Source organism: Flavobacterium enshiense, from assembly GCF_022836875.1.
Lineage (GTDB): Bacteria > Bacteroidota > Bacteroidia > Flavobacteriales > Flavobacteriaceae > Flavobacterium > Flavobacterium enshiense_A.
Genome location: NZ_CP090376.1, coordinates 2,582,610 through 2,608,934 on the forward strand (window position 1 = coordinate 2,582,610; position 26,325 = coordinate 2,608,934).

Annotated in this window: 21 protein-coding genes; 8 read left to right on the top strand and 13 right to left on the bottom strand. The window is 36.4% G+C overall.

The annotated features are described in order from the left end of the window. Positions 1-84: 84 nt before the first annotated feature. From LZF87_RS11620 to LZF87_RS11635, 4 genes are all read right to left on the bottom strand, one after another. A complete protein-coding gene (locus tag LZF87_RS11620; protein WP_244339175.1) occupies positions 85-2,775 on the bottom strand; it encodes a DNA gyrase/topoisomerase IV subunit A in 2,691 nt (896 codons plus the stop codon). Positions 2,776-2,840: 65 nt separating this feature from the next. Next, a complete protein-coding gene (locus LZF87_RS11625) occupies positions 2,841-5,810 on the bottom strand; it encodes an ELWxxDGT repeat protein (protein WP_244339176.1) in 2,970 nt (989 codons plus the stop codon). Positions 5,811-5,846: 36 nt separating this feature from the next. Further along, positions 5,847-7,709 (bottom strand): DNA topoisomerase IV subunit B, encoded by a 1,863-nt coding sequence (locus LZF87_RS11630; RefSeq protein WP_244339177.1) that lies wholly within the window; start codon positions 7,707-7,709, stop codon positions 5,847-5,849. A gap of 203 nt (positions 7,710-7,912) precedes the next feature. Next, on the bottom strand, positions 7,913-8,596 hold the full coding sequence (locus LZF87_RS11635; protein WP_244339178.1) for a TIGR02117 family protein: 684 nt from the start codon (positions 8,594-8,596) through the stop codon (positions 7,913-7,915). 284 nt (positions 8,597-8,880) lie between these two features. On the opposite strand from LZF87_RS11635, the gene LZF87_RS11640 reads away from it, so the two are divergent. Beyond that, positions 8,881-9,714, top strand: a complete 834-nt coding sequence (locus LZF87_RS11640; protein ID WP_244339179.1) for a cyclase family protein — start codon at positions 8,881-8,883, stop codon at positions 9,712-9,714. Between the two features lie 67 nt (positions 9,715-9,781). Here the strand turns inward: LZF87_RS11640 and LZF87_RS11645 are convergent, their stop codons facing one another. Next, on the bottom strand, positions 9,782-10,309 hold the full coding sequence (locus LZF87_RS11645) for an NADPH-dependent FMN reductase (RefSeq protein WP_244339180.1): 528 nt from the start codon (positions 10,307-10,309) through the stop codon (positions 9,782-9,784). Positions 10,310-10,536: 227 nt separating this feature from the next. On the opposite strand from LZF87_RS11645, the gene LZF87_RS11650 reads away from it, so the two are divergent. After that, positions 10,537-11,076, top strand: coding sequence for a hypothetical protein (locus tag LZF87_RS11650; protein WP_244339181.1), 540 nt, complete (start codon positions 10,537-10,539; stop codon positions 11,074-11,076). A gap of 119 nt (positions 11,077-11,195) precedes the next feature. Here LZF87_RS11650 and LZF87_RS11655 read toward each other — a convergent pair whose 3' ends face one another. The 5 genes from LZF87_RS11655 to LZF87_RS11675 all read right to left on the bottom strand — a co-directional run bounded on the left by LZF87_RS11655 (position 11,196) and on the right by LZF87_RS11675 (position 18,242). Further along, entirely contained in the window at positions 11,196-11,594 is a 399-nt protein-coding gene (locus tag LZF87_RS11655) for a response regulator (protein WP_244339182.1), read from the bottom strand. Between the two features lie 9 nt (positions 11,595-11,603). Next, the gene (locus LZF87_RS11660; RefSeq protein WP_244339183.1) at positions 11,604-14,837 is read right to left on the bottom strand and encodes a PAS domain S-box protein; all 3,234 of its coding nucleotides are present in this window, start codon (positions 14,835-14,837) and stop codon (positions 11,604-11,606) included. Between the two features lie 254 nt (positions 14,838-15,091). Beyond that, a complete protein-coding gene (gene ychF / locus LZF87_RS11665) occupies positions 15,092-16,186 on the bottom strand; it encodes a redox-regulated ATPase YchF (RefSeq protein WP_244339184.1) in 1,095 nt (364 codons plus the stop codon). 218 nt (positions 16,187-16,404) lie between these two features. After that, on the bottom strand, positions 16,405-17,730 hold the full coding sequence (locus tag LZF87_RS11670) for an OmpA family protein (protein ID WP_244339185.1): 1,326 nt from the start codon (positions 17,728-17,730) through the stop codon (positions 16,405-16,407). Positions 17,731-17,801: 71 nt separating this feature from the next. Next, positions 17,802-18,242, bottom strand: coding sequence for an META domain-containing protein (locus LZF87_RS11675; protein ID WP_244339186.1), 441 nt, complete (start codon positions 18,240-18,242; stop codon positions 17,802-17,804). A 214-nt stretch (positions 18,243-18,456) separates the two neighbouring features. Here LZF87_RS11675 and LZF87_RS11680 point away from each other — a divergent pair, with 214 nt between their 5' ends. Then, positions 18,457-18,981: a superoxide dismutase family protein gene (locus tag LZF87_RS11680; RefSeq protein WP_244339187.1), complete on the top strand. Its 525-nt coding sequence runs from the start codon at positions 18,457-18,459 to the stop codon at positions 18,979-18,981. A gap of 211 nt (positions 18,982-19,192) precedes the next feature. After that, on the top strand, positions 19,193-19,936 hold the full coding sequence (locus LZF87_RS11685) for a hypothetical protein (RefSeq protein ID WP_244339188.1): 744 nt from the start codon (positions 19,193-19,195) through the stop codon (positions 19,934-19,936). 205 nt (positions 19,937-20,141) lie between these two features. Here LZF87_RS11685 and LZF87_RS11690 read toward each other — a convergent pair whose 3' ends face one another. Continuing rightward, on the bottom strand, positions 20,142-21,551 hold the full coding sequence (locus LZF87_RS11690) for a T9SS type A sorting domain-containing protein (RefSeq protein WP_244339189.1): 1,410 nt from the start codon (positions 21,549-21,551) through the stop codon (positions 20,142-20,144). Between the two features lie 496 nt (positions 21,552-22,047). Here LZF87_RS11690 and LZF87_RS11695 point away from each other — a divergent pair, with 496 nt between their 5' ends. From LZF87_RS11695 to LZF87_RS11710, 4 genes are all read left to right on the top strand, one after another. Next, positions 22,048-22,212, top strand: coding sequence for a hypothetical protein (locus LZF87_RS11695; protein WP_244339190.1), 165 nt, complete (start codon positions 22,048-22,050; stop codon positions 22,210-22,212). A 388-nt stretch (positions 22,213-22,600) separates the two neighbouring features. Then, complete coding sequence (locus tag LZF87_RS11700; RefSeq protein ID WP_244339191.1) at positions 22,601-22,858, top strand: hypothetical protein; 258 nt, start codon at positions 22,601-22,603, stop codon at positions 22,856-22,858. 195 nt (positions 22,859-23,053) lie between these two features. Further along, positions 23,054-23,623, top strand: a complete 570-nt coding sequence (locus LZF87_RS11705; protein ID WP_244339192.1) for a YdeI/OmpD-associated family protein — start codon at positions 23,054-23,056, stop codon at positions 23,621-23,623. 76 nt (positions 23,624-23,699) lie between these two features. Continuing rightward, positions 23,700-24,899, top strand: a complete 1,200-nt coding sequence (locus LZF87_RS11710; RefSeq protein WP_244339193.1) for an LETM1-related biofilm-associated protein — start codon at positions 23,700-23,702, stop codon at positions 24,897-24,899. Positions 24,900-24,929: 30 nt separating this feature from the next. Here the strand turns inward: LZF87_RS11710 and can are convergent, their stop codons facing one another. Then, the gene (can, locus tag LZF87_RS11715) at positions 24,930-25,565 is read right to left on the bottom strand and encodes a carbonate dehydratase (RefSeq protein ID WP_244339194.1); all 636 of its coding nucleotides are present in this window, start codon (positions 25,563-25,565) and stop codon (positions 24,930-24,932) included. Positions 25,566-25,609: 44 nt separating this feature from the next. Then, a complete protein-coding gene (locus LZF87_RS11720) occupies positions 25,610-26,293 on the bottom strand; it encodes a carbonic anhydrase family protein (protein ID WP_244339195.1) in 684 nt (227 codons plus the stop codon). Positions 26,294-26,325 lie beyond the last annotated feature (32 nt).

Below are 26,325 nucleotides of genomic sequence, written 5' to 3' on the forward strand. Positions count from 1 at the left end.
TTTTAAATCTACCGAAAAAGCAAAAAAAGCATCAAAATAATCTAATTATAAATAAAAAAGCTCTCAGTTTTGAGAGCTTTTTTATTATTCCAAAGTCAACGTTATCTGACCGTCATCATCCAGTTCGATGTTATAGTCTGTCAGCTCAGTATTCGGATTCATTTCCGATTCTGCAGGAACTTCCTCAACGGGCTCTTCATAAGGTAACGGTTCCAATAAATTAACCTGTTTCAGTTTATCTGTCGTCAATTGATTACCCAACGCTTTGATTCCTTTTACGGCTATGAACTGCTCCATATCAATGGTCTGGTTTTCCTTCTGAACGCCTTTGCTTTTGGCAAAAATAATTTCTGCTACAGGACGCCAATCGGTGGAAACAATTTCCAGTTGCGATTTCTCGTGTTCGGAAATAAAAATCTCCTCTTTGTTCTCATTTTCAATAAGGAAACGTTTTATGTAGTAACGCTCTTTTTCCCCATCATAATAAATGGCCGAAATCGGTTTGGTCGGATGCCATTTTTCAAGGATGATCATATCCTCATCGAAATGCGAGGTCAGTTCCGGAATAATCGTTTTCAACTTACCGGACTGACTGATGATCAGCAAGCGGTCATTCGGACGGAATTCGCCCAATAACTCCCCTCTTCCATCAACATTCAAACGCTGAACGGTATCATCAAACCAAATCTTACGAGGCCTTAACGTCGAAATTCCTTTCTCTTTCAGTTCGATTTTCTTGATAGGATACTTAGACACGGTATTTCCTTTGGAAGCTCTTCCTTTTATGGCAATATCGGCAAAATCCAAATCCCATTTCAGTTTTTTAACGCTTCCTACCTGACGCAGTAAAATAGTTACGACTTCCGCTTCACCGTTCGGATTATGTGAAAAATACAATACCTGTGAGCCTGGTTTTTCCTGTGTCAGATCATAAGCCTTGTCACGGGTAACTCCCGATACATTAAAACGCTTTATGAATGAGGAACCCGATTTTCCGTCGCGGTAAATCATGTTGTAAATGGTTCGCTTGTCATTTTTATCGAAAACAGCAACGTGAATGATATCTTTCCCGACAAATTTCTTTTCATCAACTTTTGATATCATCATTTTACCATCGCGAAGGAACACAATAACATCGTCAATATCGGAACAATCATCAACGTATTCGTCTTTTTTTAGTCCGGTTCCGATGAAACCTTCTTCACGGTTTACATACAATTTTGTATTACGTAATACTACTTTCGTCGCTTCAATGGTATCGAAATTACGGATTTCCGTCTGACGTTCACGCCCTTTTCCATACTTCTCTTTCAGCTTGGCAAAATAGTCGATGGCGAATTCAATCAAATGTGCCAAATGATGTTTCACCTGGGCCATTTCGTCTTCCAGTTTCGCGATTAATTCATCCGCTTTATCAGAGTCGAAACGGGTGATACGAATCATCGGAATCTGTGTCAGTTTCTGCAAATCCTCATCAACGATATCTCGCATCAGCAGTTTCCTGAATGGCTCAAATCGCTTGTACATGTACTCATATAACGATTCCTTGTCAGAATACAGCTTAAAGTCGATATACATTTCTTCACGAATGAATATCTTTTCAAGCGTCGAAAAATGCCATTTGGTTTCAAGTTCCTGCAATTGGATTTCCAACTCCTGTCGCAACAAATCAACCGTGCGATTCGTTGAAATTTTCAACATATCGGAAACACCGATAAATAACGGCTTATGATTTTGAATCACACAACCTAATGGTGCGATTGACGTTTCACAAGCTGTAAACGCGTAAAGTGCATCAATCGTTTTATCCGGAGAAACACCTGGCGGAAGATGAATTAAGATTTCAACCTCAGCCGCAGTATTATCTTCAATTTTCTTGATTTTGATTTTCCCTTTATCGTTCGCTTTCAAAATACTGTCAATTAATGATGACGTATTTGTTGAAAACGGGATTTGGGTAATCACTAAGGTCTGTTTGTCCAATTGGGAAATCCTCGCACGCACGCGTACACGTCCGCCACGCAACCCATCGTTATAATTGGAAACATCGGCAATACCAGCGGTTGGAAAATCCGGAAATAATGTGAACGGTTTTCCTTTTAATATTTTTATCGATGCATCGATTAATTCATTGAAATTATGAGGCAATAGTTTAGTAGACAAACCAACGGCAATACCTTCCCCACCTTGTGCCAGCAACAACGGGAATTTTACCGGAAGATTGATCGGTTCCGCACGACGACCATCATAGGAAACTCCCCATTCGGTAATTTTTGGTGAATACAAAACCTCCAAACCGAATTTAGAAATTCTGGCTTCAATGTAACGCGAAGCAGCGGCACCGTCTCCTGTTAAAATATTTCCCCAGTTTCCCTGACAATCAATCAATAAATCCTTCTGACCAATTTGCACCATGGCATCTCCAATGCTCGCATCCCCGTGAGGGTGATACTGCATGGTGTGCCCAACTACGTTCGCCACTTTGTTGTAACGTCCATCATCCAACTCTTTCATGGAGTGCATGATACGACGTTGAACCGGTTTGAATCCGTCTTCTATGGCTGGTACGGCACGCTCCAGGATTACATAAGAAGCATAATCAAGGAACCAATCCTTGTACATGCCTGTTACTTTGGTAATGGTATCCTCCGGATTGTTTTCTTCTTGTTCGTAAAAATGATTTCCTTCGAAAGACTGGCTTTCCTGGGAATGGGATTCTTCCGAGAAATTATCTTCTGGGGTTAAATCTTCAATATTTTCGTTTTCTTCGCTCATAAATTAGTTAACAGTATTCAGTTAACAGTTGACAGTAAGCAGAAAAACTGCAAACTGGTAAATTACTATTTTTTAATAACTTTCCTAAAAGATGCTGAATCATTCGATTGAATTTTCAACAGATATAAACCTGAGTTCAACGATGATAAATCTATCCTTCCTTCTTCTGAAGCAATAATTGTTTCAAGAACTTTTTTTCCTAGAGAATCGAAAACAACTACTTCATTAATTACACTATTTGATCTTAAAGTCACAATTGAATTTGTCGGATTTGGATAAATCAAAATTTGATTTTTATCGTCTGATTTAATATCCGAATTATATTCGTTTAAAGACAATACGTTTTGAGGCCCCGCCACATACAATTCATAGCCTGAATAACCATTGTTAGCCAAAAAATAAATTTTATTATTACTACTAAACATGTCATAAGCTCCATGATTGTTATCATTTAAAAATTGTTGAGAATTGTCAATTGCCAGATTATGATTGCTTACATTTACTCCGTCTGTCTTCCAAACATTTTTATAATGATATTTATTAAGTTCTGAAACAGGATAATCAAAGAAGTAAAACAATTGATTTTGATGACAGGTCAAACAATTAATAATATAGTTGGTTAAAGTAGCTGTAGCTAATAAAAATGTTCCGGTCTCTGTACCATCTGTTCTCCATAACTGTTTTTCACCACCTGTTGAACTTAGCCCATATGTAAAATATAAATTATTTCCACAAATTTTAAATTTTATAAAATTGTTGTCAAAATTTAAATTATCTTTTACGTTAACTGTTCCGAAAATTGTACCATCACTTTTGAATAGTGCTTTCCTGTTTGTGCCATGTGCAAAAAAATAAAATTCATTGTTGAATTCAGTGACTGGACCAATTGTATACGGTGTGTTAAATGTGCGTAAAAGCGATGGTGTTGATAATGTTGTATCGGTTACAAATACAGAAAATGACCCACTAGATAAATTAGTAACATTACCACAGATAAATAATTTATTCCCAACTGGCTTCAAATAATTTATATTATATGCTGTATAAAAGAGTTGTGTGCCTGTTTCAGTACCATCCGTATACCAAATTTCCCGTCCTCCCCTTAAAACAAAAAAGACCTTATTGTTAAAGACACAAAAAGAGGAAATTGTACTATCTGAAGATCCTGCCGTTAAGTCTTTTACCATATATGTCCCCGAATAAGTTCCATCGGATCTCCAAAGTTCTCTTCCATTGACTCCATCATTAGCTGGAAAGTAAACAATACCATTTAAAACAGCATATATGGTCCCAAAATTTTCTTCCAAACCATTATAGTATTGGCCTGAAGCAATATCCTTAACTAAAACGGTTCCAGCTTCTGTACCATCTGTTTTCCATAATTCTCTTCCCTCTGGATCAGTGCTTGCTGAAAAAAACACATTATTCCCTACTCTGATACTTCTATTGTAATTGTTGTTATCGTGCAGTCCATCATAACTACTTGAAAAATCTTTTACTAAAAATGTTCCTGCCTCTGTCCCATTAGATTTATAAAGTTCTCTGCCAAATTCAGCAATTGCAGAAAAAATAATGTTTCCATTTAATTCTATCAAATCTTCAGGATCTGAACCATATTCATAATTGATGTCTTTAAATAAATTTGTTCCTAGCGTTGTTCCATCTGTTTTCCAAAGTTCCCAACCATTTGTAGAGGAAATACCAGCAAAAAAAATACTGTTATTGCATTTAAAGATTTTATTTCCGGCATAACCATCCATTCCTCTAAGATTGACTTCATTTATTAACTGTGTGCCTGCATTAGTTCCGTCACTCTTCCAAAGATAATTTTTATTTTCTACTAACTCCTGACGGGCTGAAAAATACAAAGTACCATCAATCGAATTCATATAAAGGATATCGCTAGAATTTAAACCTGGCATTATTTCCTTTACCAATACAGTTCCAGCTGAACTGCCATCAGATTTCCAAAGTTCTGATCCGTTGCCATTATTTCCAGGAAAAAACAAAGTCTCTCCTATAAATGAAAAATTTATTTGGTAATCTAATCCATCATCATAGCCTGGATAGATATCCTTTACAATAGATGTTCCGGCTGAAGTACCATTACTTTTCCATAACTCATGTCCTTGTCCACTGTTTCTACCATCAAAAAAAATCATATTGGAATTAGAAGTCAAAAAGTTCCCAAAAAAACCATCCAAATATCCCGGATAAACATCTTTCACTAAGGTTGCATTCCCTGCGGCTCCATTTGTCTTCCATAGCTCAAAACCTCTATTACCGTCATTTCCTCTAAAATAAAGTTCATTGTTGAAGACCATCATCTTCGTCAAATTATCAACTCCATCGTTGCTCCCCGAATTTAAATCATTTTGAATAATTGTATTAGCAGAAGTACCATCAGTCATCCATAATTCTCTGCCGTACAAACCATCTCTAGCTTCAAAATAAACTTTGTTGTTAAAAAAAATAAAATGAGTCGGATAGCTTGTTGAAGTTCCGGCAGATATATCACTTAATAAAACTGTTCCTGATTCTGTGCCATTTGTTTTCCATACTTCTATCCCATGAACTCCGTCTTCACAGGCAAAAATCACTTCAGAGTTCAAAGCGGTAAAACCATAAGGTAAACTGCTTGAAGAAGCATTAATATTCTTTACCATAACAGTTCCTGCCTCTGTACCATCCGACTTCCATAACTCAGATCCATTCACTCCATCGTTTGCACTGAAATACAATACTCCGTTGATATTTGTTAAATTTGATTTTTCCCCATAAATGAAAGCATTATTCTTCCCTGGGTTTATATCTTTTACGAAATAAGTTCCAGACTCTGTTCCATCAGATCTCCACAGTTCATACCCTCTACCTAATCCATTGGCAATAAAATAATAAACATTATTTACCACCACAAAATCTTTAGGATTTGAAGCACTTATTTTATTAATATCTAAAAGAGAAAGATTAATATCCTGTGAAAAGCTTGAAAAACTTAACAGCGTAAAAAAGGCAACAAGTATTCTTTTAATCATGATTTTACATTAATTGTGATTGAAAAATAGTTTGTTCTAAGTAGTTAATTCCTCCACAGTATCCAATTCTACTTTCAAATTCTTGATAATGAAATCCTGACGGTCTGGCGTGTTTTTCCCCATATAGAATTCAAGTAATGTTTCAATGGAAGTAGCCTTATCCAACATAACCGGATCCAAACGGATGTCTTCTCCGATGAAATGTTTGAACTCGTCCGGCGAAATCTCTCCCAATCCCTTGAATCGGGTAATTTCCGGTTTCGGTTTCAGTTCTTCAATGGCGTCGATTCGCTCCTGCTCGCTGTAACAGTAAATCGTTTTCTTTTTGTTTCGAACGCGAAATAATGGAGTTTGCAGAATGTACAAATGTCCTTCTTTGATCAGTTCCGGGAAGAATTGCAGGAAAAACGTAATCAACAGCAAACGAATGTGCATCCCGTCGACGTCGGCATCGGTTGCGATAACGATGTTGTTGTAACGCAGATCTTCCATACTTTCTTCGATGTTCAAAGCTGCCTGAAGTAAATTGAATTCCTCATTCTCATATACAATCTTCTTGGTCATCCCGTAGGAGTTCAAAGGTTTACCACGTAAACTGAAAACCGCTTGTGTATTTACATCACGTGACTTTGTAATTGAACCTGACGCGGAATCCCCCTCGGTAATGAAAAGCGTACTTTCCAGACTTCGCGGGTTTTTGGCATCGGTTAAATGCACACGGCAATCTCGTAATTTCTTATTGTGTAAACTGGCTTTCTTTGCTCTGTCTTTGGCTAACTTACGGATACCGGAAAGTTCTTTACGCTCTCTTTCGGCCTGTAAAATCTTGCGAAGCAAAGCATCGGCGACTTCCGGATTTTTATGAAGGAAGTTATCTAATTTGGTTTTTATAAAATCGTTGACGAAAGTTCTAACCGAAGGCGAATTAGGCCCCATATCTGTAGATCCTAATTTCGTTTTAGTCTGTGATTCGAAAACCGGTTCTTCCACTTTAACTGAAATAGCGGAAACGATAGATTTTCGGATATCGGAAGCCTCGAAAGGTTTGTTGTAAAATTCTTTAATCGTACGGACAATCGCTTCACGGAAAGCACCTAAATGCGTTCCTCCCTGCGTGGTGTTTTGTCCGTTTACGAAGGAATAATACTCTTCTGAATACTGTGTTTTACTGTGTGTTATGGCGACTTCGATATCATCACCCTTTAAGTGAATGATCGGGTATACAGAATCTTCTTCGGTAATGGTTTCTTCCAGTAAATCCTTTAAACCGTTATCGGAATAAAACTTCTCACCGTTGTAAATGATTGTTAACCCGGTGTTCAGGTAACAATAGTTTTTCAGCATTTTTACGATGTACTCATTCCGATACTTGTAATGCTTGAAAATAGTTTCATCGGCAACGAAAGTAACTTTAGTCCCTTTACGCTTGGTCGTTTCCTGAACATCTTCTTCTAAAGTCAGATCACCAGCTGAAAACTCGGCTGCTTTTTGTTGGTTATCACGAACAGATTCTACTCTGAAGAAAGTAGAAAGTGCATTCACCGCCTTGGTACCGACCCCGTTTAGACCAACTGATTTCTTAAATGCCTTGGAATCGTACTTTCCTCCGGTGTTCATTTTGGAAACTACGTCGACTACCTTTCCTAACGGAATTCCTCGTCCATAATCGCGAACAGTAACCGTTTTGTCTTTTACGGTGACTTCAATGGTCTTTCCGGCACCCATAACGAATTCGTCGATACAGTTGTCAAGCACCTCTTTCAGAAGGATATAGATACCGTCATCAGGAGAAGAACCGTCGCCTAGTTTTCCGATGTACATTCCGGGACGCATACGAATATGCTCTTTCCAATCGAGGGAACGGATATTGTCTTCGGTGTACTGATTTTGCTCTAGCATAAAGAAATTTTGGAATTTCTGCTAAAATAAGGTAAATCACCCGTAAATAAAAGGAGTTGAGTACAAATTTATTGACAATGAAATTGGTAAAGTAAAAAGAGATAAGGGACAAGGAAAAAGTCGGAAGATAATACTAATACTCCTCCCCTTATCCCTTATCCCTTATCCCTTATCCCTTATCCCTTATCCCTCAAACACACAATTTACTCATAATGCCTCATAATTCCTTTGTCGTAAACTGTCCATAAACTCGCCTTCTGATCGGCCGCTTTTAAAGCACAGTTTGTCCATGTATTGCAGGTATAAAAAAGATTATAACTGCCTTTAGCTTCGTAGAATGCATCATTGTTTCCGTACACCGCATCAGTTTCAATTTTAATAACTTGCCCGTTTTTTATCTGAAATGAATTTTGAATAAATGCCACCAGCTGTTTGTACTGCTTTTCCGTAATGATAATCTTCTTGCACTGTTCGTCTTCATTCAATTTTTTGTAAAAGGTACAATGCATAGCCGAGGTACTTAATCCTGATGCGGCATTAAAAGCCGTGGAAAATTTCAAATCAGCCCAAGTGGGTGTGTTTAAGTAAAAGCCTTTGTCTCCCCAACCGAAAGCCAAATAGTTTGCCGTTGAATCGTTGGCTTTGGTATTCTGGAATTTCACTTTTTCAGACCAATTTGTAATTTGTGTTTTTACCGGAACCACAATATCGGTATGCACTCCGTTCGAAAGCAGGTAAATTTCAATTCCTTTGTCTGGCTGGTTAACATCAGAGTTTACTGAAATACTGGATAATCCTAAGACAGCAACAACATAAAGCAGTACAAATGCTATAATGGCTAAGATAGTTCTGAAAAGGATTTTCAGGGTTTTAGTGATGGCTTTCATGCTTATTTTTTCTACTTACAGAACAATTATTGAACCAAACTCTAAATCATTTCAACTTTCGCGATAGTCATCAACTCATTGAAAGGAGTCACAATTTACTAAAATACAGATTGACTAATATCACGTTGGAGCCTTTAGAGTGGTCTGCTCCATTAAACTATACATCAAATGTCTCGTTTTTATAACAAACCCAAAATAACATACTAACTATAAAGCAATTACAAATAAAGTTACTAAAAACATCTCTCGTTTTATTGGTATATTTGTAGTATAATTTTTAACAGATGAAAACAGCTATATTTTGCGCAATAGTTTTTTCGATATCGGTTTCATGTGATAACAAATCAAAATCTTCAGAAGAATCAAATACATCAATCCCTACTGAAATCCAGAAGAGAAAACTGATTGATTTATCTCATGTTTTTTCAGATGAAACTATTTATTGGGTAACTGCTGAGGAATTCAAATTAGACACGGTGTATAATGGAGAAACACCTAAAGGGTATTACTATTCCGCTAATAATTTTAAGGCAGCGGAACATGGTGGGACACACATAGATGCTCCGGTGCATTTCTCCAAAACAGGGCAATCCGTAGATGAAATCCCGCTTGAAAAATTACTCGGAAAAGCAATTAAAATTGACATTTCTTCAAAAGCGCTTACAAATCCGGATTATTTAGTAAGTGTTGAAGATTTTCTTGACTGGGAAAAAAAAGAAAACACAAAAATTCCAGAGGGCAGTATTGTTTTATTGCAAACCGGATTCTCTAAATATTATCCAGACAAAATCAAATATCTTGGAACCAATGAACGCGGGGAAAAAGCCATAAAAGAATTACACTTCCCCGGGCTTTCGCCAGCAGCAGCAAAATGGCTGGTTGAGAATCGTAATATTAATGCAATTGGAATAGATACTCCAAGCATTGATTATGGGCAATCGGAGTATTTTGAAAGTCATGTGACTTTGCTTTCTAAAAACATTCCTACTTTTGAGAATCTGGCTAATCTTGATAAATTACCCAACAAAGGATTTGAAATAATAGCTTTACCAATGAAGATCAAAGGAGGAAGTGGAGCTCCATTGAGAATTATAGCCATTATTAATGACCAACCTTAATAACTATACCTCACATCGCGATCATTTGTCAGGAAGAACCTGAGCGGAAAATAATTTAAATAAAAAATTAAAAACTAAGATTCTTAACAATATCCCTTATTTGATTATCCAAAACTGAATCGGATATTTTCATATTCTCCATATCAAAATTATCGTAGAATTTCGGAAATGAAAATGTAGCAATGATATTCGCCCCGTAACGAGGAAAAGCAGTTTGGGCAATTTCAAGAACACGAGCTCCCCCTCTGGCCCCGTCTGAAGTCGCCATCAGCAGCATCGGTTTACCCTGAAACACTTTTACATTAATACGTGAAGCCCAATCAAAGGTATTTTTAAAAGCAGCGGAATAGTTACCATTGTTTTCAGCCATGGAAATCACAAGCAGTTCAGCCGAGGCAATTTTATCTAAAAATGCCTGTGCCAATGGATGCTGTACGATTTCTTTTTCCAAATCCACACTGAAAACCGGCATGGCAAAATCATTTAAATCTAAAACCTCAACATCTGCGTGTTCAAATAAATGAGACACATACGTCGCCAGTTTTTTATTTATTGAGTTTTTGCTGATACTTCCGCCAAATGCTATAATTTTCATACCCCTTCGTTTTGTACTCAAATTTATCAAATTGAAACTGAAGCCCCTTTATTTTTATCACAATTTATTATATAACTTCTGATAAAAGAAAAAACAACACTTACTTCTGAAGTATGTTAATTTCAACACAAATTAACACTTTTAAACTTATTTTAATATGATTTTAAAGATATTACTTATTTTTTATAATTAATTTTACAATGTATTAATGATTAAATCAAAAGGTTATGAAAAAGATAATTTTAATCATTGCAGCTTTATTCACCACAGTGGGTATTACTGCTCAAAACACAGATGTAAAGAAAGAAAGTACAACTACGGTAAAAACAGTTAAAGATTCTAAAGGTGAAAAGCAAACTGTTAAAACCGAAGAGGTTAAAGAAGTACAAAAAATTGAATTTAAAGATTCAAATACAAAAGAAAAAGAAGTAAAAGACACTCCTGCGGATGTATCAACAAAAATTAAAGTTACTGTTGATGGTGTTACCAGAGAAATAAGTAAAGATCGCTCAGGATTTTACAATTATAATGGAGCTAAATGCAAATTGATTTTAGATAAAATAGGCTACAGTATTATCAATCCTGACACTAAACAAAGACTTGCAACGCTCAGAGAAACATCAAACGGAACATTTATCGTGACAAGTAAAGGCAAAGTATCCATGGGGGATTTTGACCAAAGCGGCAATCTGATACTACAATCAGTCGACCCGAAAACCGATACTGTCATTATCGAAAAGGCAGAAATGATTAAACCAGAATTGTAAACAGTAACAATAAAAAACGTCTTGCAGGAATAAGCAAGACGTTTTTTTATGTGCCTGACTATAGTCATAGGCATATCAAATCAGAGATTGGTATACTAAATCATTTATTGACAAGAAAATCAAGCATTTCCCCTATGATTAAATAGATGATCAAGCATGTCTTTTTTTAAAGGCTTAACAAAATAATCCTTAACAATACTGTATTTTGAAGCCCGCTCAATATCTTTGGCATCATTGGAAGATGTAAGCATCACAATATCACAGTCATGTTTACTGACTTTCGGAAAATTGACTATTCTGTCAAGAAAACTAAATCCGTCCATTACAGGCATGGAAATATCAAGGAAAATCAAATCAGGAAACTTATCATAATCCTCCTTAATACTCTCCAGATGCTTCAGTGCTTCTATAGCAGAATTCATTAGCGATATCCTTTCAGCTATGCCACTTTTTTCAACGATATGATTCGTAATAAAATTATCGATTTGGTTATCATCGATCAGCATTATATGGCCCATTTTCATAAATTATTTTAAAAATTTGATTCGATTGGGAATTTTAATAGTAAATAAGGTTCCTACATTTACCTTTGACTGTACAGTGATGGTCCCTTTTAATTTATCCAATGTTTCTTTAACAATGTATAATCCGATTCCTGATCCCGTCGATAGTGAGCTGGAACGGTAAAACATGTCAAAAATTTTCCCCTGCTCGTTTTCATCTATACCAACGCCATTATCCTCAATTGTGATTATGGCCTTTCTGTTATCACACTTAAAGTTAACGATTATAAAAGGATTTTCCTTGCTTCTGTCGAAATATTTATAGGCATTCGAAAGAATATTATTCATAATTATTGTAAGCCGATTATAATCGCAGACAAATTTCGCATCCGAATCCATCTGTATTTTCAGATCGACTACTTTCGCTCCCTCAGCAAATTTTAGATTCCCTTTAATTTCTTTAACTAAAGCTTTAAAATCAATTTCATTATTCTCCAATTCCATTCGGGCATTTCTCGAATAGTTGAGTATGTCATCTATAAAATTATCCAATTTTGAAACACTTGTATTGAGCATGGTCAGTCTCTCAATCAAAGTACTGTTTTCTTCCGTTATTCCTTTCTCTTCTATTTCAGTTTTCGAAATATTAATTAACCCCAACATCGACTTAAGAGGAGCGCGCAAATCGTGGGACGTACTGTAAACAAAACGGTCTAATTCTGAATTGGTTTTCTTCAATTCTTCATTGGAAAGAATAAGGTCTTGCTCTGCCCTTTTACGTTCTGTAATATCCCTGTAATTAAGAATCAGAGCATTGATATTGGCTTGATCCAACAAATTTAAAGCAGTACCTTCAACCCAAATCAAATGACCGTCTTTATGCGTAAGTCGGAACTGATTTTGTAACGGAATCCCGGGAGAGCTGATTACTTCCCTGAAAAATTTCTCGGCTTTGATTAAATCCTTATAAAATATAAAACTGAGAAGCTGCTTTGATTTATAATCCTCCAACCCATATCCGGATATCTTTGCTGCAGAAGGACTTTGATACTGGATTTCAAAATCTGAATTAACCAAAACGATAGCATCACTTATGTTTTCGGTTAAAGCACGGTATTTTTCCTCGCTGTGCACCAACTTTAATTCAGCTTGTTTTCGCTCTGTTATATCGGTTCCAAAAATCATAACGTGTGTCACCTCATTATTGGTAACAATGGGTACAAACCTTGAACGTACCCATTCGCCTGAAGAAATCTTATTCTCAATTTCAAGATGTTCTGCATTGCTGAAGCACTTTTCCAAAGCCTTTCTTGCTGCTTCACGACTCTCTTCAGGAAGGACGGAAATACAATCTAAACCAATTACTGTATCTACAGATAACTCTGGAGTTCTTGTCCTGTTTATAGCCTCAATTTTATAATATTTATTTACATAAAGAATGATATCCGGGGAATTCTCAAACTGATTTTTAAAAAGTTCTGTTGCTCTTTTTCGCTCGGTAATCACTTCAGTAAACATTATAATACCGCCTATTTCCGATGTGGCTTTGTACCAGGGACGAATTTCCCATCGCAGCCATTCGATACTTCCGTCGACTCTAACAAAAGAATCTTCTTCCCGCTTCTCCACTGCGCCTTTCAGACAACGTTTATGAATATCTTTCCATTCCTGTCCGATTTCGGGAAATACTTCATAGTGGGTTTTCCCAATGATATCCTGACCGGTCAGATTATAATCGGTTATCCATCTTCGGCTGGTAGCAATGTACCGCATATCGTTATCAAGCATGGCCAAACATGCCGGACTGTGTTCAATAAACAGATTAAGCTGTGCCTCACGTTCAGCTAATTTATCTTCTGCCCTTACTTTTTCTGTAACATCATTGGCTAATGTCAAAGCTGCCGGACGGTTGTTATAAAATATTCTGTGAGGATTAATCTCCATGACCATCTCTTCACCATTCTTTTTGAAATGTTTCCAGTTTTGTTTTATGAAAGTTTCTTCACCATTAAGCATTTTGCGCGCAAACTCTCTCAATTTCTCATGATCTTCTGCAGGACGATAATCAAGGACGGTCATGGTACTCCACTCATCTCTGGAATAACCGTATTTGTTCAGTACTGTTTCATTAACTTCCTCAATTTTTAAAGTTTCCAAATCCCAAATGAAAATGCAGGCAGGATTGTTATTAAATAAGTATCTGTATTTCTCTTCAGATTCCTTTAGGGCTACTTCTGCTTTATTCCTTTCGGTTATGTCGCGGATAATACCAAAGAAACCCCGCCCTTCCATGAGACGGGCACTAATTTCTGCTTCTAACAATGTTCCGTCTTTTCTTTTTATTTTCCTGTAAACTAAAGCCGACTTGTTTTTCCTTACATTTTCAATGGCAAACGCCTGTTCATTGACTTCTTCAGGAGCGATCAGTGATGAAATTTTCATCATCAGCATCTCATTACGCGTATAGCCAAACAATTGACAGGCATACTCATTTAAATCGATAATTTCCGTTTCTTCGTTTAATATCAGAATGGCTTCTCCAGCATATTCTATAAGGTTTCGGTAATTTTTTTCGGTAAGAAACAGCTTGACGCGACTAAGGTTAACACTGTTAATTATGGTTAGGTTCTTCTTGATTAAATAGTATGCAAAAGGAACAGCAAAAGCCATGGCTATCAAAAGTATCAGCAAAAACTTTTGGGTATAAGATGTATAACCTTTTAAATTATCCTCATAAATCTTTTTACCTACTTTGACCTGTAATATACGCAGTCTGCTCACCTCATCCATGACAGGGGTTAAGCTTTGGGATAATTTATTTTTTATAAAGGGATCAAGCTCAGAGCCATCGTCCTGAGCCAAAATCAATTTTAATTTTTCAACCGACTTCGATGATTCTTTCAGCAAACCAGTCGTTTTATCTACAATTATTTTTTCCTCCGGTGTGAGGTAAGTCTGCACATAAGCTTTCCAATTAGTATTGATGCTGTCCTGTGCCTGATTGATTTTTGCCAGTGCTTCGTTAAAACTTATCTGTTTCTTACTCGCCTGATTCGCTGTAGAAAGTATTACTGAAGTATTATAACGGACATCTCCCAACTGATCCATCGGAATCAATCTGTCTTCAAAAAGTTCTTGGGAATTTCGGTTAAGTATTCGGATTTGTATAAAACCGTAAACACCTACTCCTACAATAAAACAAGACATGATAAATACCAAGAAGGTTAATTCCATGGATGATCTTGCCTTATTGACCATGTTTTTTGTTTTTAGTGGAAATTCTCCTTTTACAACATTGCAAATCTTTCTGAAAAAAGGTGGTAAATCTTTTTAAATCAAACCGATAAAAACAACGTTGTACCCAAATTTAACGAATATATTTTGTTTCCTCCATCAGAAATACTTACAAAACAGATGAATTACATAAAAAACCCTTCAAACGAATTAAAGCGCAAAAGCCGCTAAATTACTTTAGCGGCTTTTGTCTATTTATCTTTTTCTTACAATTTTAACTACACGTTAAATCTGAAATGCATTACATCTCCATCTTTAACAATATATTCTTTTCCTTCAACACGCAGTTTACCAGCTTCTTTCACTTTTGATTCTGAACCGAAGTTAGAATAATCATCAAAAGCGATAACTTCCGCACGGATGAACCCTTTTTCAAAATCGGTATGGATTACTCCCGCCGCTTTTGGTGCTGTATCTCCGATATTAATCGTCCAAGCACGAACTTCTTTCACACCTGCAGTAAAATACGTCTGAAGGTTTAACAATTTATAAGCTGCACGGATTAGAACTGATGATCCCGGTTCACTCAAACCTAAATCTTCCAGGAAAACCTGACGCTCTTCGTAGCTTTCCAATTCGGTGATATCCGCTTCGGCACCAACAGAAAGAACAATAACTTCCGCCTGCTCGTCTTTAACCATTTCACGAACCTGATCTACATATTTGTTACCGTTAACAGCTGATGCTTCGTCTACGTTACAAACATACAATACTGGTTTTGTGGTAATTAACTGAAAATCTTCCATCAGTTCCTCTTCATCCTGATTTTGAGGAACTACGGTACGAGCCGATTTCGCCTGCATTAAAGCCTCACGGATACGATCCAATAACGCTTTTTCTGCCTGAGCTTCCTTGTTTCCGGTCTTAGCCGAACGATTTACTTTTTCCAAACGTTTATCTACCGTTTCAAGGTCTTTCAACTGCAACTCGATATCGATTGTTTCTTTATCGCGGATTGGATTTACATTACCATCAACGTGAACGATATTATCATTATCAAAACATCTTAAAACGTGAATAATTGCATTACATTCTCTGATGTTTCCAAGGAACTGATTTCCTAAACCTTCACCTTTACTTGCACCTTTAACCAATCCTGCAATATCAACGATATCAACGGTAGCCATTTGAACACGCTCCGGTTTTACCAATTCTTCCAATCTGTTGATTCTTGGATCTGGTACATTTACTACTCCGATGTTAGGTTCGATAGTACAAAACGGAAAGTTAGCACTTTGAGCTTTTGCATTAGATAAACAATTGAACAACGTTGATTTCCCAACATTTGGCAATCCTACAATTCCTGCTTTCATTATATTTTTATTTACAGTTGGAAAAAACCAACAAAATTTTATAATCGTTTTAAAAAGTTTGCAAATATACCGATTATAATGGAATTACAGAATAGCAGTTTGTTAACATAATGGTAAACGTTTTTCGTTTTCGGTTGCTATGACTTTTAAACACAAAAAAATCAGGGAGACTTTCTGTTTCGCCTCCCTGATTTATTACATCCTGATTTTTGTCTAAATTATTTGACTACTCTTATGAGTGTTCTGCGGCTTTTAGCTTTTCCTTCTTCCTTAGTGTTATCACCAATCGGGAATTGTTCGCCGTAACCGACAGCTTTTAAACGTTTCTTATTAATACCTTTTGAAACGAGGTAGTCTACGGCGGCTTTTGCTCTCCTTTCGGATAGCGCCTGATTATATGCTGAAGTACCAGGCGTACTGGTGTGTCCTTCCACATCCACACTTAAGTCGGGGTTCTCATTAAGGAATTTCACAACTTTGTCCAGACTGGCTTTATCCTCTGCACTTAATGCTGACATCGCTTTTTTATAATGGAAAGTCATTTCAGGACAGCCTAAATTATCTTTTATACCTGCAAGTTTCGGACATTTATCGTCATCATCATTAACACCATCCCCATCTCCGTCCGGAATTGGGCAGCCAGCGTATTTAGCCACGCCGAAAACTTTCGGACATTTGTCGTTCTCGTCGTTGATGCCGTCCCCGTCACTATCCGGAATCGGGCAACCATCATACTTAGGCGAACCGGCAACAGTCGGACATTTATCTTTACTGTCAAAAACACCATCGCCGTCTGTATCTTTATCCGTTACTGCCGCAGCGGGAGCCGCAACCGGAGCCATCGTTTCAAGTGACGGAGGATTTGTTTTCATATCCTCAAGTGTTTTTGGAGCCGAACGGAAGCCAATGGTCAATCCAAACTGCAAACCGCGGTTATTTATACCGTCTACAACATGAATTGGGTTTGGCGGATTTATAGGCACTGTTGCATCTGTACCGTTAGTATCATTGATATCTGTAAATCCGTAAATGTACCTTGCGTAGACTCCAATATAGCTCGTTACCCAGTATTCCAATCCAAACGTACCGGCTATATCTGTGCCTTTAAGATTGCCGGACTGATCATGTTTAGTCTTATCATCGGCTTCTGATTTTGCATTCATCAGAAAATCGAATTGTGGACCTGCAAATACCGAGAATCTCCAGATTGGATTAAACTTAAACAAAATAGGAACCGACAAATATTCCAGTTTCAGTCTTCCGCCCAAATCAGGAGAGGGAAACGACTGGCTTATATCGGAACCCATATTCGAATACAATAGTTCGGGCTGAATGGAAGTCTTCTTGCTGATGGCATAGTTATAATACACCCCGGCAACCAAACCTTCCTTAGAATCAGTTTCCAGACCATTTACTGAAGGATCATAATTAATGATTGATACATTCATTCCCACTTTTGCTCCAAAGAAAGAGCGATCTGTAATTTGAGCAACAACCTGCGTTATACTGCTGATTAATGCTATTGTTAAGGCCAGTTTTCTCATACGCTAAAATTTTTGTTGATTTTCTCAAAACTATCTTTCACAGCCATTGAAGATTTATATGCTGTGGTCCATTATTGTCTCTTAAAACGCATTAGGGTCTTTTTACCCATATTGAAATTCAGGGTCTCTCCATCTTTTGAAACAGAATACGAATCTATTTTCAGAAGGTTTTGCATATAAACAGTTTCCCCTTTTCCATCACCGCACATCATTTTAGTCATCGCCAAAGGGTCCTTGAAACTGATTTTGTTCCCGTTAGCATTTAATTTTCCGGTATAAGCATTACAACTGTTATTTCCGGATACTCTACCTTCATTTACTTCAAAATTAATGGTGGGCTTTTTGTCACGATACAGTTCATCAAATACAACTCCAGTCTCAGAAATACCAACTAATTCCCAAGAGCCGTTTAGCTTTTCAAGTTGACCTTCGATATTTGTTGGAGTTTTGACCGAATTGCAGCTTATAAAAGAAAGACACATTATAACTGCGGTAAATAAACACTTCCTCATACTGTTAAAAAATTAGATTTTAATAACTTAATAATGGGGCCGTCTTAAGAAATTAAGTGTTAAAAGGAAATATCGAATTTACGAATTTTATTTCATTTATCTATAAATCAGCGTCATAAATCAACTAAATAAGTGAAATTTCATTTTTTACATATACATAATCAACGTAAGAAATTTAGCAGTAACTTTACGAAAACCTTCAAAATAGTTCTTTATGAAAAAAATAATTCTTCCCGTCCTTTTTATTGCTCTGACATTTGTGGGCTGTAAAACAAAAACACAAACAAAAGTCAACGAGTTAAAAGTGGCTTTAGAACCTAAAAGCGATACCAACACATCAGGAAATGTTGTTTTTTCCGAGAAAGAAGGAAAAGTAACTTTCACTGCAACTATTTCCGGCTTAACACCTGGAGTACATGCCATTCACATCCATGAAAAAGCAGATTGTTCTGCTGCAGATGCAGCTTCGGCAGGCGGACACTGGAATCCGACTTTCAAAAAACACGGAAAATGGGGAGAAGGTGAATATCATAAAGGCGATATCGGAAATTTCACTGCAGATGAAAAAGGTAACGGTAAAATCACTTTAACCACTGACGAATGGTGTATCGGTTGCGGAGATGCGACAAAAGACGTCTTAGGAAAGGCTATCATCGTTCATAAAGGTGCCGATGATTTCGTAACCCAACCAACAGGAAATGCCGGTGGCCGTGTGGCTTGTACCGCTATTATCCGATAAATAGGTTTTAAGGTTACACCGGTTTTGGAACAGCTTTTTTTTGATCTGTTTATCAGCAAATTATATCGGACTCACATTAAACCAGTAAAATAATCGTAATTATTACCTTACTTATTTTTTAGGTAGGGATGGTTTTTCTATGCTATATTTGTACTACATCAGTGCTGTATCAGTGCTATATCTATTACTTATAACTTTAGAAAACATAACTGTGGGTAAATTAAAAGGGATACTACAATTGACGGGAAATTTTGACGGCCTTTCTTTCTATGAGGCAAATGGGAAGATCATCGTCCGCAAAACTGGTGGATTTAACGGGGAAAAAATAAAGAACGATTCCAATTATGTCCTGGTTAGGGAAAACAGCACGGAGTTTGCGCAAAGTGCTAAAGCCGGCAAATATTTCAGAAACGGAATTGCCAAGTATCTAAAACCTTTACATATACCGTATGTACATAATGCTGTAGTGCAATTATTTCAGGAGATTACCAAATTAGATACTAATAGCGAACGCGGTAAGCGCACTGTTACCAACGGATTGGTTAGCGAGGAAGCAAAACAGCTTATAGCGAAATTCGAATTTAATAAAGCATCTCTTTTCAGCAGTTTTTTTCCTTTTAAGACGGAAATCGATGCGGAACTGAGGCAATTGGCTATAAAACAATTTACAACGGATATGATTACTAAACCTAAAGGGGCAACGCATATGGCGTTGACATTTTTTACTTTAGGTTTGGATTTTGAGAAACAAACTCAATTTCAACTACAGGAAAGCGCCGAATTACTTTTTGATTTCAGCAATGACGCTACCACTCCTACCGACTTATTACTGCCTTCTGCTTTTTCTGCCAGCCCTGCGGTTTTTGGATTTTTAAGTGTTCGTTTTTTACAGGAAGTAAACGGGGAGCTTAACCGATTAGCCGGGGGTAATTTGAAGATTGTGGGGGCAATTTGAAAAACAGTCAACAACGTGGGGTTTCTTAGACTATAAGGGACGAGAAAGGATTGACTTCTAGAGTTTTTATTCGCTTGGCAACTGGGCAAGAACATGCCCTTTAATTTAAAAAAAACTACAACTTATTGCTGTTGTAGTTTTTTCTTTTAATTCTCTTTGGGGGCACGAATTACAAATCCGCGCTATCGAGGTGGTTTTTTCATATTTAGAAAATCACTAATTTACCTGTCTTTAGAATTTCATTCTTTTCGAATAATTCATAAAAATAAAAGCCTTTTGGTTCATTTCTTAAGTCAATTTCGAATTTACTAGTATCATTTATTCGTCTTTCATATACCTTCTGGCCGAAAGAATTATATATTATGATACTTTTATTTATAATCCTTTCACGAGATGATTGTTCGATATAAAAAACACCATTATTAGGATTCGGATAAATCTCAATGCCTTTTGTTTTCACATTTTCTTCAAGCCCCAATGTTTCACATAGGGTAGTGAATTGAAGATATGATAAACCACTGCCTGGTCCATTACCCTGTTGACCATAAGAATCATTACCCATAACTATTGCAGTCCCATTATTTTTCTGAAATACTGAAGTTCCCCAACCCGCCGATATATGTATTATATCACTTATACCGGTAACTTGTCCTGGAAGATCTCTATAACTACCATATGAAGATCCCCACCCTAATTCTCCAGAATAATTATATCCGCAAGACCAGGCTGTACCGTCATTTTTTAAAAACAACGAATGAGCGTAAGCTGATATTTTAACAACATTATTAATCGCAACTTGAACTACAGTATTTGTAGTTGTTGATTGAGATGACGATCCTAATGCCCCAAAATAATCATCTCCACACGCGAAAACTGTTCCATCACTTTTAAGAAACAAAGAATGATTTTGTCCAGCTGCTATTGCAATTACATTATTGAGATACATGATCTGAATGGGCATCATTGAACCACCATAAGTTCCATTTCCCAACTCTCCATAATTATTTGAGCCGCACGCCCATACCGTTCCATCTCTTTTTAAGAACAATGCATGATTTTGTCCTGCCGAAATAGAAATAATATCACTCAGAGAGCTAATTTGTACAGGTATATTTTTACCCAAATGTGCTTGGGGACCAAGACCTAATTCTCCAATATCCTCGCGACCACAAGCCCAAACTGTTCCGTCATTCTTTAAAAATAATGAATAAGTTTCACCACCGTCGATAGCAACAATATCGCTCAGGGAATTTATTTGAACCGGGGTATTTCTGTTAATGTATGTACCATCACCCAATTGGCCCCTATCATTTTTTCCTGAAGCCCAGACAGTTCCGTCATTTTTTAAAAACAGCGAATGATATTCACCTCCGTCCGTGGTCTTAACGTTAGTAAAGGAGTTTAATTTAACCGGTGCATTTTTACTCACGGTAGTCCCGTCCCCTAATTGACCAAAATTATTCCTGCCCCATACCATCACATCAAAATTATCGCAAACTAGGGAGGCACTATACCCCCAAGCAGTGATTTTTTGTGCTTTTACAGTTCCGCTTAGACAAATTAATATGTTTAGTAAAATATATGTTACTTTTTTATTCTTTTTGTATTTTATCATTTAATCTTCTTTTTTACACTTATTTATTATTAGTCTAATATTTTATTTTGCGAATGTAATAAAAAATGGAAAAAAGGCATAAGAAATAACTTCACAAAATAAGGGATGGTTATTAGAATTAGCAGAATAATGGCCTAGTTGCTCAAGCATCCCGCTACAGATAGCGCGGATTTGTAATCCGCGCTAACAATCCATCGCTAGCGCGAGCTTCCAGCTCTTGCAAATAAAGAGTTTACTTGTTTTAGAAATAGATATAAACTAGACTGCGGCCACGAGCAAGATACTCGCGGGAGCAAGAGCACGGTTTGCAAATCCGCGCTATCGGGAGCACAAATTACACCCGAGACTTTATCCGAACTGACGAAGTAAATCCCCAACATCGGATAGCAATTGATTTAGAAAGATTGGAATAAATTTAAATTCAAATCACTGCAAATCAAATACATACACCAAAAGATAACTGATTTTTCATTAAATTTGTTAAAATTATTACATCATGAGTAATTTATTAAAAATAGTATGTTTGGTAAGTGGTGCTGTGGTGGCAGGTCTTCTTATTAAAAAATCACAAGAATCAGAAGAAGACAAATCCTCTGATTACAATAAGGGTTATATTGATGGTTATAATGATGGCTATGATGAAGGTAGAAGTAGCTATTGATTCAAAAAGAAATACAAAGGGCAACATGATGTTTCCCTTTGTATTTCTAATTACCCCATAACGAGGATTTGCGCATGAGCGAAAGCGAACCGACGAAGTAATCCGTGCCCCCGCTCCCGCGAGCATCTTGCTTGTGCACATAAAAAGTTTAGCTGTTTTAGAAATAGATTTAAACTAGATTGCATCCACAAACTAGAAGCTCGCAGGAGCGGACGAAATAAAAAAATCTCAATTCTTTTTCTGACAAAAAATTGAGTTCCCTATTTAGACTAATAAAATCCAATGAAAATTTTACACCTTTTTTAAATTATAAAATTTTACTAAAACACCACCCTATAGATTGATATTCAGCAAATTAAAAAGTATCTTTGATAAAAAATAATCAGGTATGGAAAAAATTGATATTCTTTTCAATGATGAGATATTTGCAGTAAATATTTCAACAGAAAATGTGTTTCCAAACAATCTTATTAAAGTTGAGTTTGAAGATAATCGGGAATTATTGGGAATAATTGAATCACCGGTTTATATAGAAGAAAAAAACTGTATGTTGTCATTTACACATATTGATGTAAAAAACCGCGATCAGTTAGATCTGTTAATAAGTTTTGTTTTAGGCATTGAAAGCCGCTACTTCGAGAACTGATAATTTTTAACCCTCTGCACGCAAAGTCAGGGGACTTTTCACAATACTATTTAAAGTAAAAAATATAAAAGGCTACAGCAATACGTTGTGGTTTTTTATTTTTGTTCTATATACGAATCCGCAAAATCTCCCACATTTGCACAGCAGAGGAATACGGGAGGATGTGTGTCTTGCTCTGCTATTATCCGATATACGATGAACAAAAGAGAACTGCTCTATTTTAAAAATACAGATGAATGGCGGAAATGGTTGCATGAAAACCATAATTCGGCTGACGGAGTGTACCTCATTTTTTACAAAGTAGGCAGTTCATATGAAAGCATGCGATGGGAAGAAGCGGTTCAGGTAGCGCTTTGTTACGGATGGATTGATTCTACCGTTAAAAAACTGGATGATGAAAAACGACAACAGCTTTTTACACCCAGAAAAACCAAAAGCGTTTGGAGCAAAATAAACAAAGCGTATGTCGAGAAACTGATTGCAGAAAATTTAATGCATGAAAGCGGGTTGGCGAAAATTGAAATCGCCAAACAAAACGGTTCGTGGAATTCTTTGGATCACGTAGAAGAAATCATCATTCCCGATGACCTGCAGCGTGCCTTTGACGCAAACAAAACTGCCCTCGAGAATTACAATAATTTCAGTTTTACTTACAAGAAAAGCTATCTATATTGGCTGAATCATGCGAAACGCGAAGAAACCCGAAAAAAGAGGATTGAAGAGATAATAAAACTCTGTGAAGCCAATATAAAATCAAGGCAATAATTATTTTCCGAAAAGTTAATACGAAGTTTGTATCCGATGCTTAAAAAGCTATAGCTTTGTGGTATAATTTCAAGTAATGATTAACCCTTCAATAAACGGATGGATCGACAAGTTTTTTGCTGAGCAAAAGCCATTGCTCCTCCCCTTTGTTGTGTATTCTTCCGTCTTTTACACCAATGTTCGAAAAACGGGGTTTATTTACGGGCATACGATTGGATTTGATGTTGAAAAACCCATCGACACCAAAGGCTGGACTTCCGAAGAAATTACCAAAGTAGCTTTACTGAACACGCTTTATGGTATTTATGGATTAGTAACGCACGATGGGAATCCGAAAACCTTTATTGAAGAAACGATAAAATTTTACAAGCAGATGAACCCGGAAGGATTCAGCCTGTTGAAAAAAATGCTTCCGGGTTCCTCCAACAGTTACAAATTAGAGGAAATGATTGATGAACGGGTTCAGACCAACGACAATATCATCAGTAAAAATTTCTCGCATATCTTAACCAATGCTCTGTTGTTCATGGATGTTTTGGCGTTTCGTCAATACCTGCTTCATCAGGAAATTCCATCCAATTACGTAAAAAAACTGGAAGAAAAAATTATCAGCATTGTTTCATTGGCTTTAAAAACCAAATCCGTCAAATCCAATTATGACGATTTGCTGATAAAACTGTTCGAATCATCGGTTCGGTATACCAAATTCTCAAAAGTGGATGTTGAGAACATCGAAATGCTTCAACTCGACTATTTTACCTCTGAAATTGAAAAAAATTATTTATTGGATATTGCAGGAATGGCGATGTGGAGTGATGATGTCCTTGAGCAACAGGAAAGCGATTTTCTATACCGATTAGCTGAGCTGCTAGACATTAGTGCCGATACCACAGCAAAGAGTATTGAATCTATTGATACGTTCATTAAACAATACCAAAAAGAAATTCCTTATTTCAAATATTCCAATCCGGTAAAACATTTTTACGATCAGGCAACCCAGAATGTAGCCGTTTTGATTACGCGAAACAAAAACCGATTAATCAAAGAGATTTCGCAAAGTGGAGAGCTCATGGTTTTACTGGCGCATTCCACAAGAAGGGATTTAGATTCAAAAGAAAAGAAAAGAGTAAAAAAACAGCTTTTGGATATCTGTAAAACGATTCCGTCACTAACCATTTTCCTGCTGCCAGGCGGAGGATTATTACTTCCGATACTAATCAAATTCATTCCGAAAATGCTGCCTTCCGCATTTAACGAAAACTTAGATATAGAATAAAAAAGTCCCGTTTAAAACGGGACTTTTTAATTAGAATTTCAATTGGTATACATCATCCAATTGTTCATTTGAACTGAAATTTACATTTAAATCGGTCACATATCCTGAATTTAATCCGTAAACCCAACCATGAATACTCAATTCTTGTCCGTTTTTCCAAGCTGACTGAACAATCGATGTTTTTGCTAAATCAAATACTTGTTCTTTCACGTTGATTTCAACGAATTTATTGAATCGTTCCTTCTCGTCCAGAATAGAATCCAGATAAGTTTGGTGGTATCTGTAAATATCTTTAATATGACGGATCCAGTTATCGATAATACCGATAGATTCATTCCCCATAGCTGCTTTCACTCCACCACAACCGTAATGACCACAAACGATAATATGTTTGATTTTTAAAGCGTTTACAGCATAATCCAAAACACTTAACATATTCATATCACTATGAATCACCATATTAGCAATATTTCTGTGCACGAATACTTCACCAGGAGCAGCACCGATAATTTCATTAGCTGGCACACGGCTGTCTGAGCAACCAATCCATAATAAAGGCGGTTGTTGTCCTTTTGCCAAATCTTTGAAATAATCTTTATCTATCGCTAATTTCTCTTCAACCCACTTTTTATTGTTCTCTAAAATCTTTTTATAAAAATCGCTCATCGTATGTTTTTGTAATAACAAATGTACTTAAAAAAACAAAAAAATTAGTTTACCAATTCTTTTAAACTTAATTGAGGATTTAGTTCGTCCTTAATAAATTCAGTGTCTTGATAAAATTCTACCATTCCCGTTTCAATGTTGTACATAGCGCCAATAATACCTATTTCGCCATTTTCAATCATTTGCTCCAAAATGTAACTTCTTTGGACAATTGATTTAACAGTACGTTTTACATTGATTTCAGCAACATTTTCTACAAATTGGCCATTTTTAGAATTTCGTTCCACATTAGTTTCCTGCTCTTCATAAACAGCAGGTTGCAATTTTGATAATAATTCAGTTAAATTACCCATTTCTACATGGTCACAAGCTCCTTTTACGGCTCCACATTTGGTATGCCCTAAAACAACAATTAATTTAGAACCGGCAACTTTACAAGCAAATTCCATACTACCTAAAATATCTGTATTGACTACATTCCCAGCAATACGAATAGAAAAAACATCCCCTAATCCTTGATCGAAAATCAGCTCAGCAGATGTACGGCTATCGATACAGCTCAAAATTGTCGCAAAAGGCCATTGACCGTCTCTAGTATCGTTAACCTGTTCTAATAAGTCGCGATGCAATTTTAAATTATTTACAAAGCGATTGTTACCTTCTTTCAAAAGTTCTAAAGCTTTTCTTGGTGCAATTTGTGATTGTAATTCTTTATTTAAAGTTCTCATATTATTTTTTATTTTTTTGTTCAGCAAAAATA

What these genes read in the sequence shown, in the direction of transcription:
- LZF87_RS11620 (WP_244339175.1), bottom strand. Translation starts at nt 2,775, where the DNA reads ATGAGCGAAGAAAACGAAAATATTGAAGATTTAACCCCAGAAGATAAT.
- LZF87_RS11625 (WP_244339176.1), bottom strand. Translation starts at nt 5,810, where the DNA reads ATGATTAAAAGAATACTTGTTGCCTTTTTTACGCTGTTAAGTTTTTCA.
- LZF87_RS11630 (WP_244339177.1), bottom strand. Translation starts at nt 7,709, where the DNA reads ATGCTAGAGCAAAATCAGTACACCGAAGACAATATCCGTTCCCTCGAT.
- LZF87_RS11635 (WP_244339178.1), bottom strand. Translation starts at nt 8,596, where the DNA reads ATGAAAGCCATCACTAAAACCCTGAAAATCCTTTTCAGAACTATCTTA.
- LZF87_RS11640 (WP_244339179.1), top strand. Translation starts at nt 8,881, where the DNA reads ATGAAAACAGCTATATTTTGCGCAATAGTTTTTTCGATATCGGTTTCA.
- LZF87_RS11645 (WP_244339180.1), bottom strand. Translation starts at nt 10,309, where the DNA reads ATGAAAATTATAGCATTTGGCGGAAGTATCAGCAAAAACTCAATAAAT.
- LZF87_RS11650 (WP_244339181.1), top strand. Translation starts at nt 10,537, where the DNA reads ATGAAAAAGATAATTTTAATCATTGCAGCTTTATTCACCACAGTGGGT.
- LZF87_RS11655 (WP_244339182.1), bottom strand. Translation starts at nt 11,594, where the DNA reads ATGGGCCATATAATGCTGATCGATGATAACCAAATCGATAATTTTATT.
- LZF87_RS11660 (WP_244339183.1), bottom strand. Translation starts at nt 14,837, where the DNA reads ATGGTCAATAAGGCAAGATCATCCATGGAATTAACCTTCTTGGTATTT.
- ychF (WP_244339184.1), bottom strand. Translation starts at nt 16,186, where the DNA reads ATGAAAGCAGGAATTGTAGGATTGCCAAATGTTGGGAAATCAACGTTG.
- LZF87_RS11670 (WP_244339185.1), bottom strand. Translation starts at nt 17,730, where the DNA reads ATGAGAAAACTGGCCTTAACAATAGCATTAATCAGCAGTATAACGCAG.
- LZF87_RS11675 (WP_244339186.1), bottom strand. Translation starts at nt 18,242, where the DNA reads ATGAGGAAGTGTTTATTTACCGCAGTTATAATGTGTCTTTCTTTTATA.
- LZF87_RS11680 (WP_244339187.1), top strand. Translation starts at nt 18,457, where the DNA reads ATGAAAAAAATAATTCTTCCCGTCCTTTTTATTGCTCTGACATTTGTG.
- LZF87_RS11690 (WP_244339189.1), bottom strand. Translation starts at nt 21,551, where the DNA reads ATGATAAAATACAAAAAGAATAAAAAAGTAACATATATTTTACTAAAC.
- LZF87_RS11695 (WP_244339190.1), top strand. Translation starts at nt 22,048, where the DNA reads ATGAGTAATTTATTAAAAATAGTATGTTTGGTAAGTGGTGCTGTGGTG.
- LZF87_RS11700 (WP_244339191.1), top strand. Translation starts at nt 22,601, where the DNA reads ATGGAAAAAATTGATATTCTTTTCAATGATGAGATATTTGCAGTAAAT.
- LZF87_RS11705 (WP_244339192.1), top strand. Translation starts at nt 23,054, where the DNA reads ATGAACAAAAGAGAACTGCTCTATTTTAAAAATACAGATGAATGGCGG.
- LZF87_RS11710 (WP_244339193.1), top strand. Translation starts at nt 23,700, where the DNA reads ATGATTAACCCTTCAATAAACGGATGGATCGACAAGTTTTTTGCTGAG.
- can (WP_244339194.1), bottom strand. Translation starts at nt 25,565, where the DNA reads ATGAGCGATTTTTATAAAAAGATTTTAGAGAACAATAAAAAGTGGGTT.
- LZF87_RS11720 (WP_244339195.1), bottom strand. Translation starts at nt 26,293, where the DNA reads ATGAGAACTTTAAATAAAGAATTACAATCACAAATTGCACCAAGAAAA.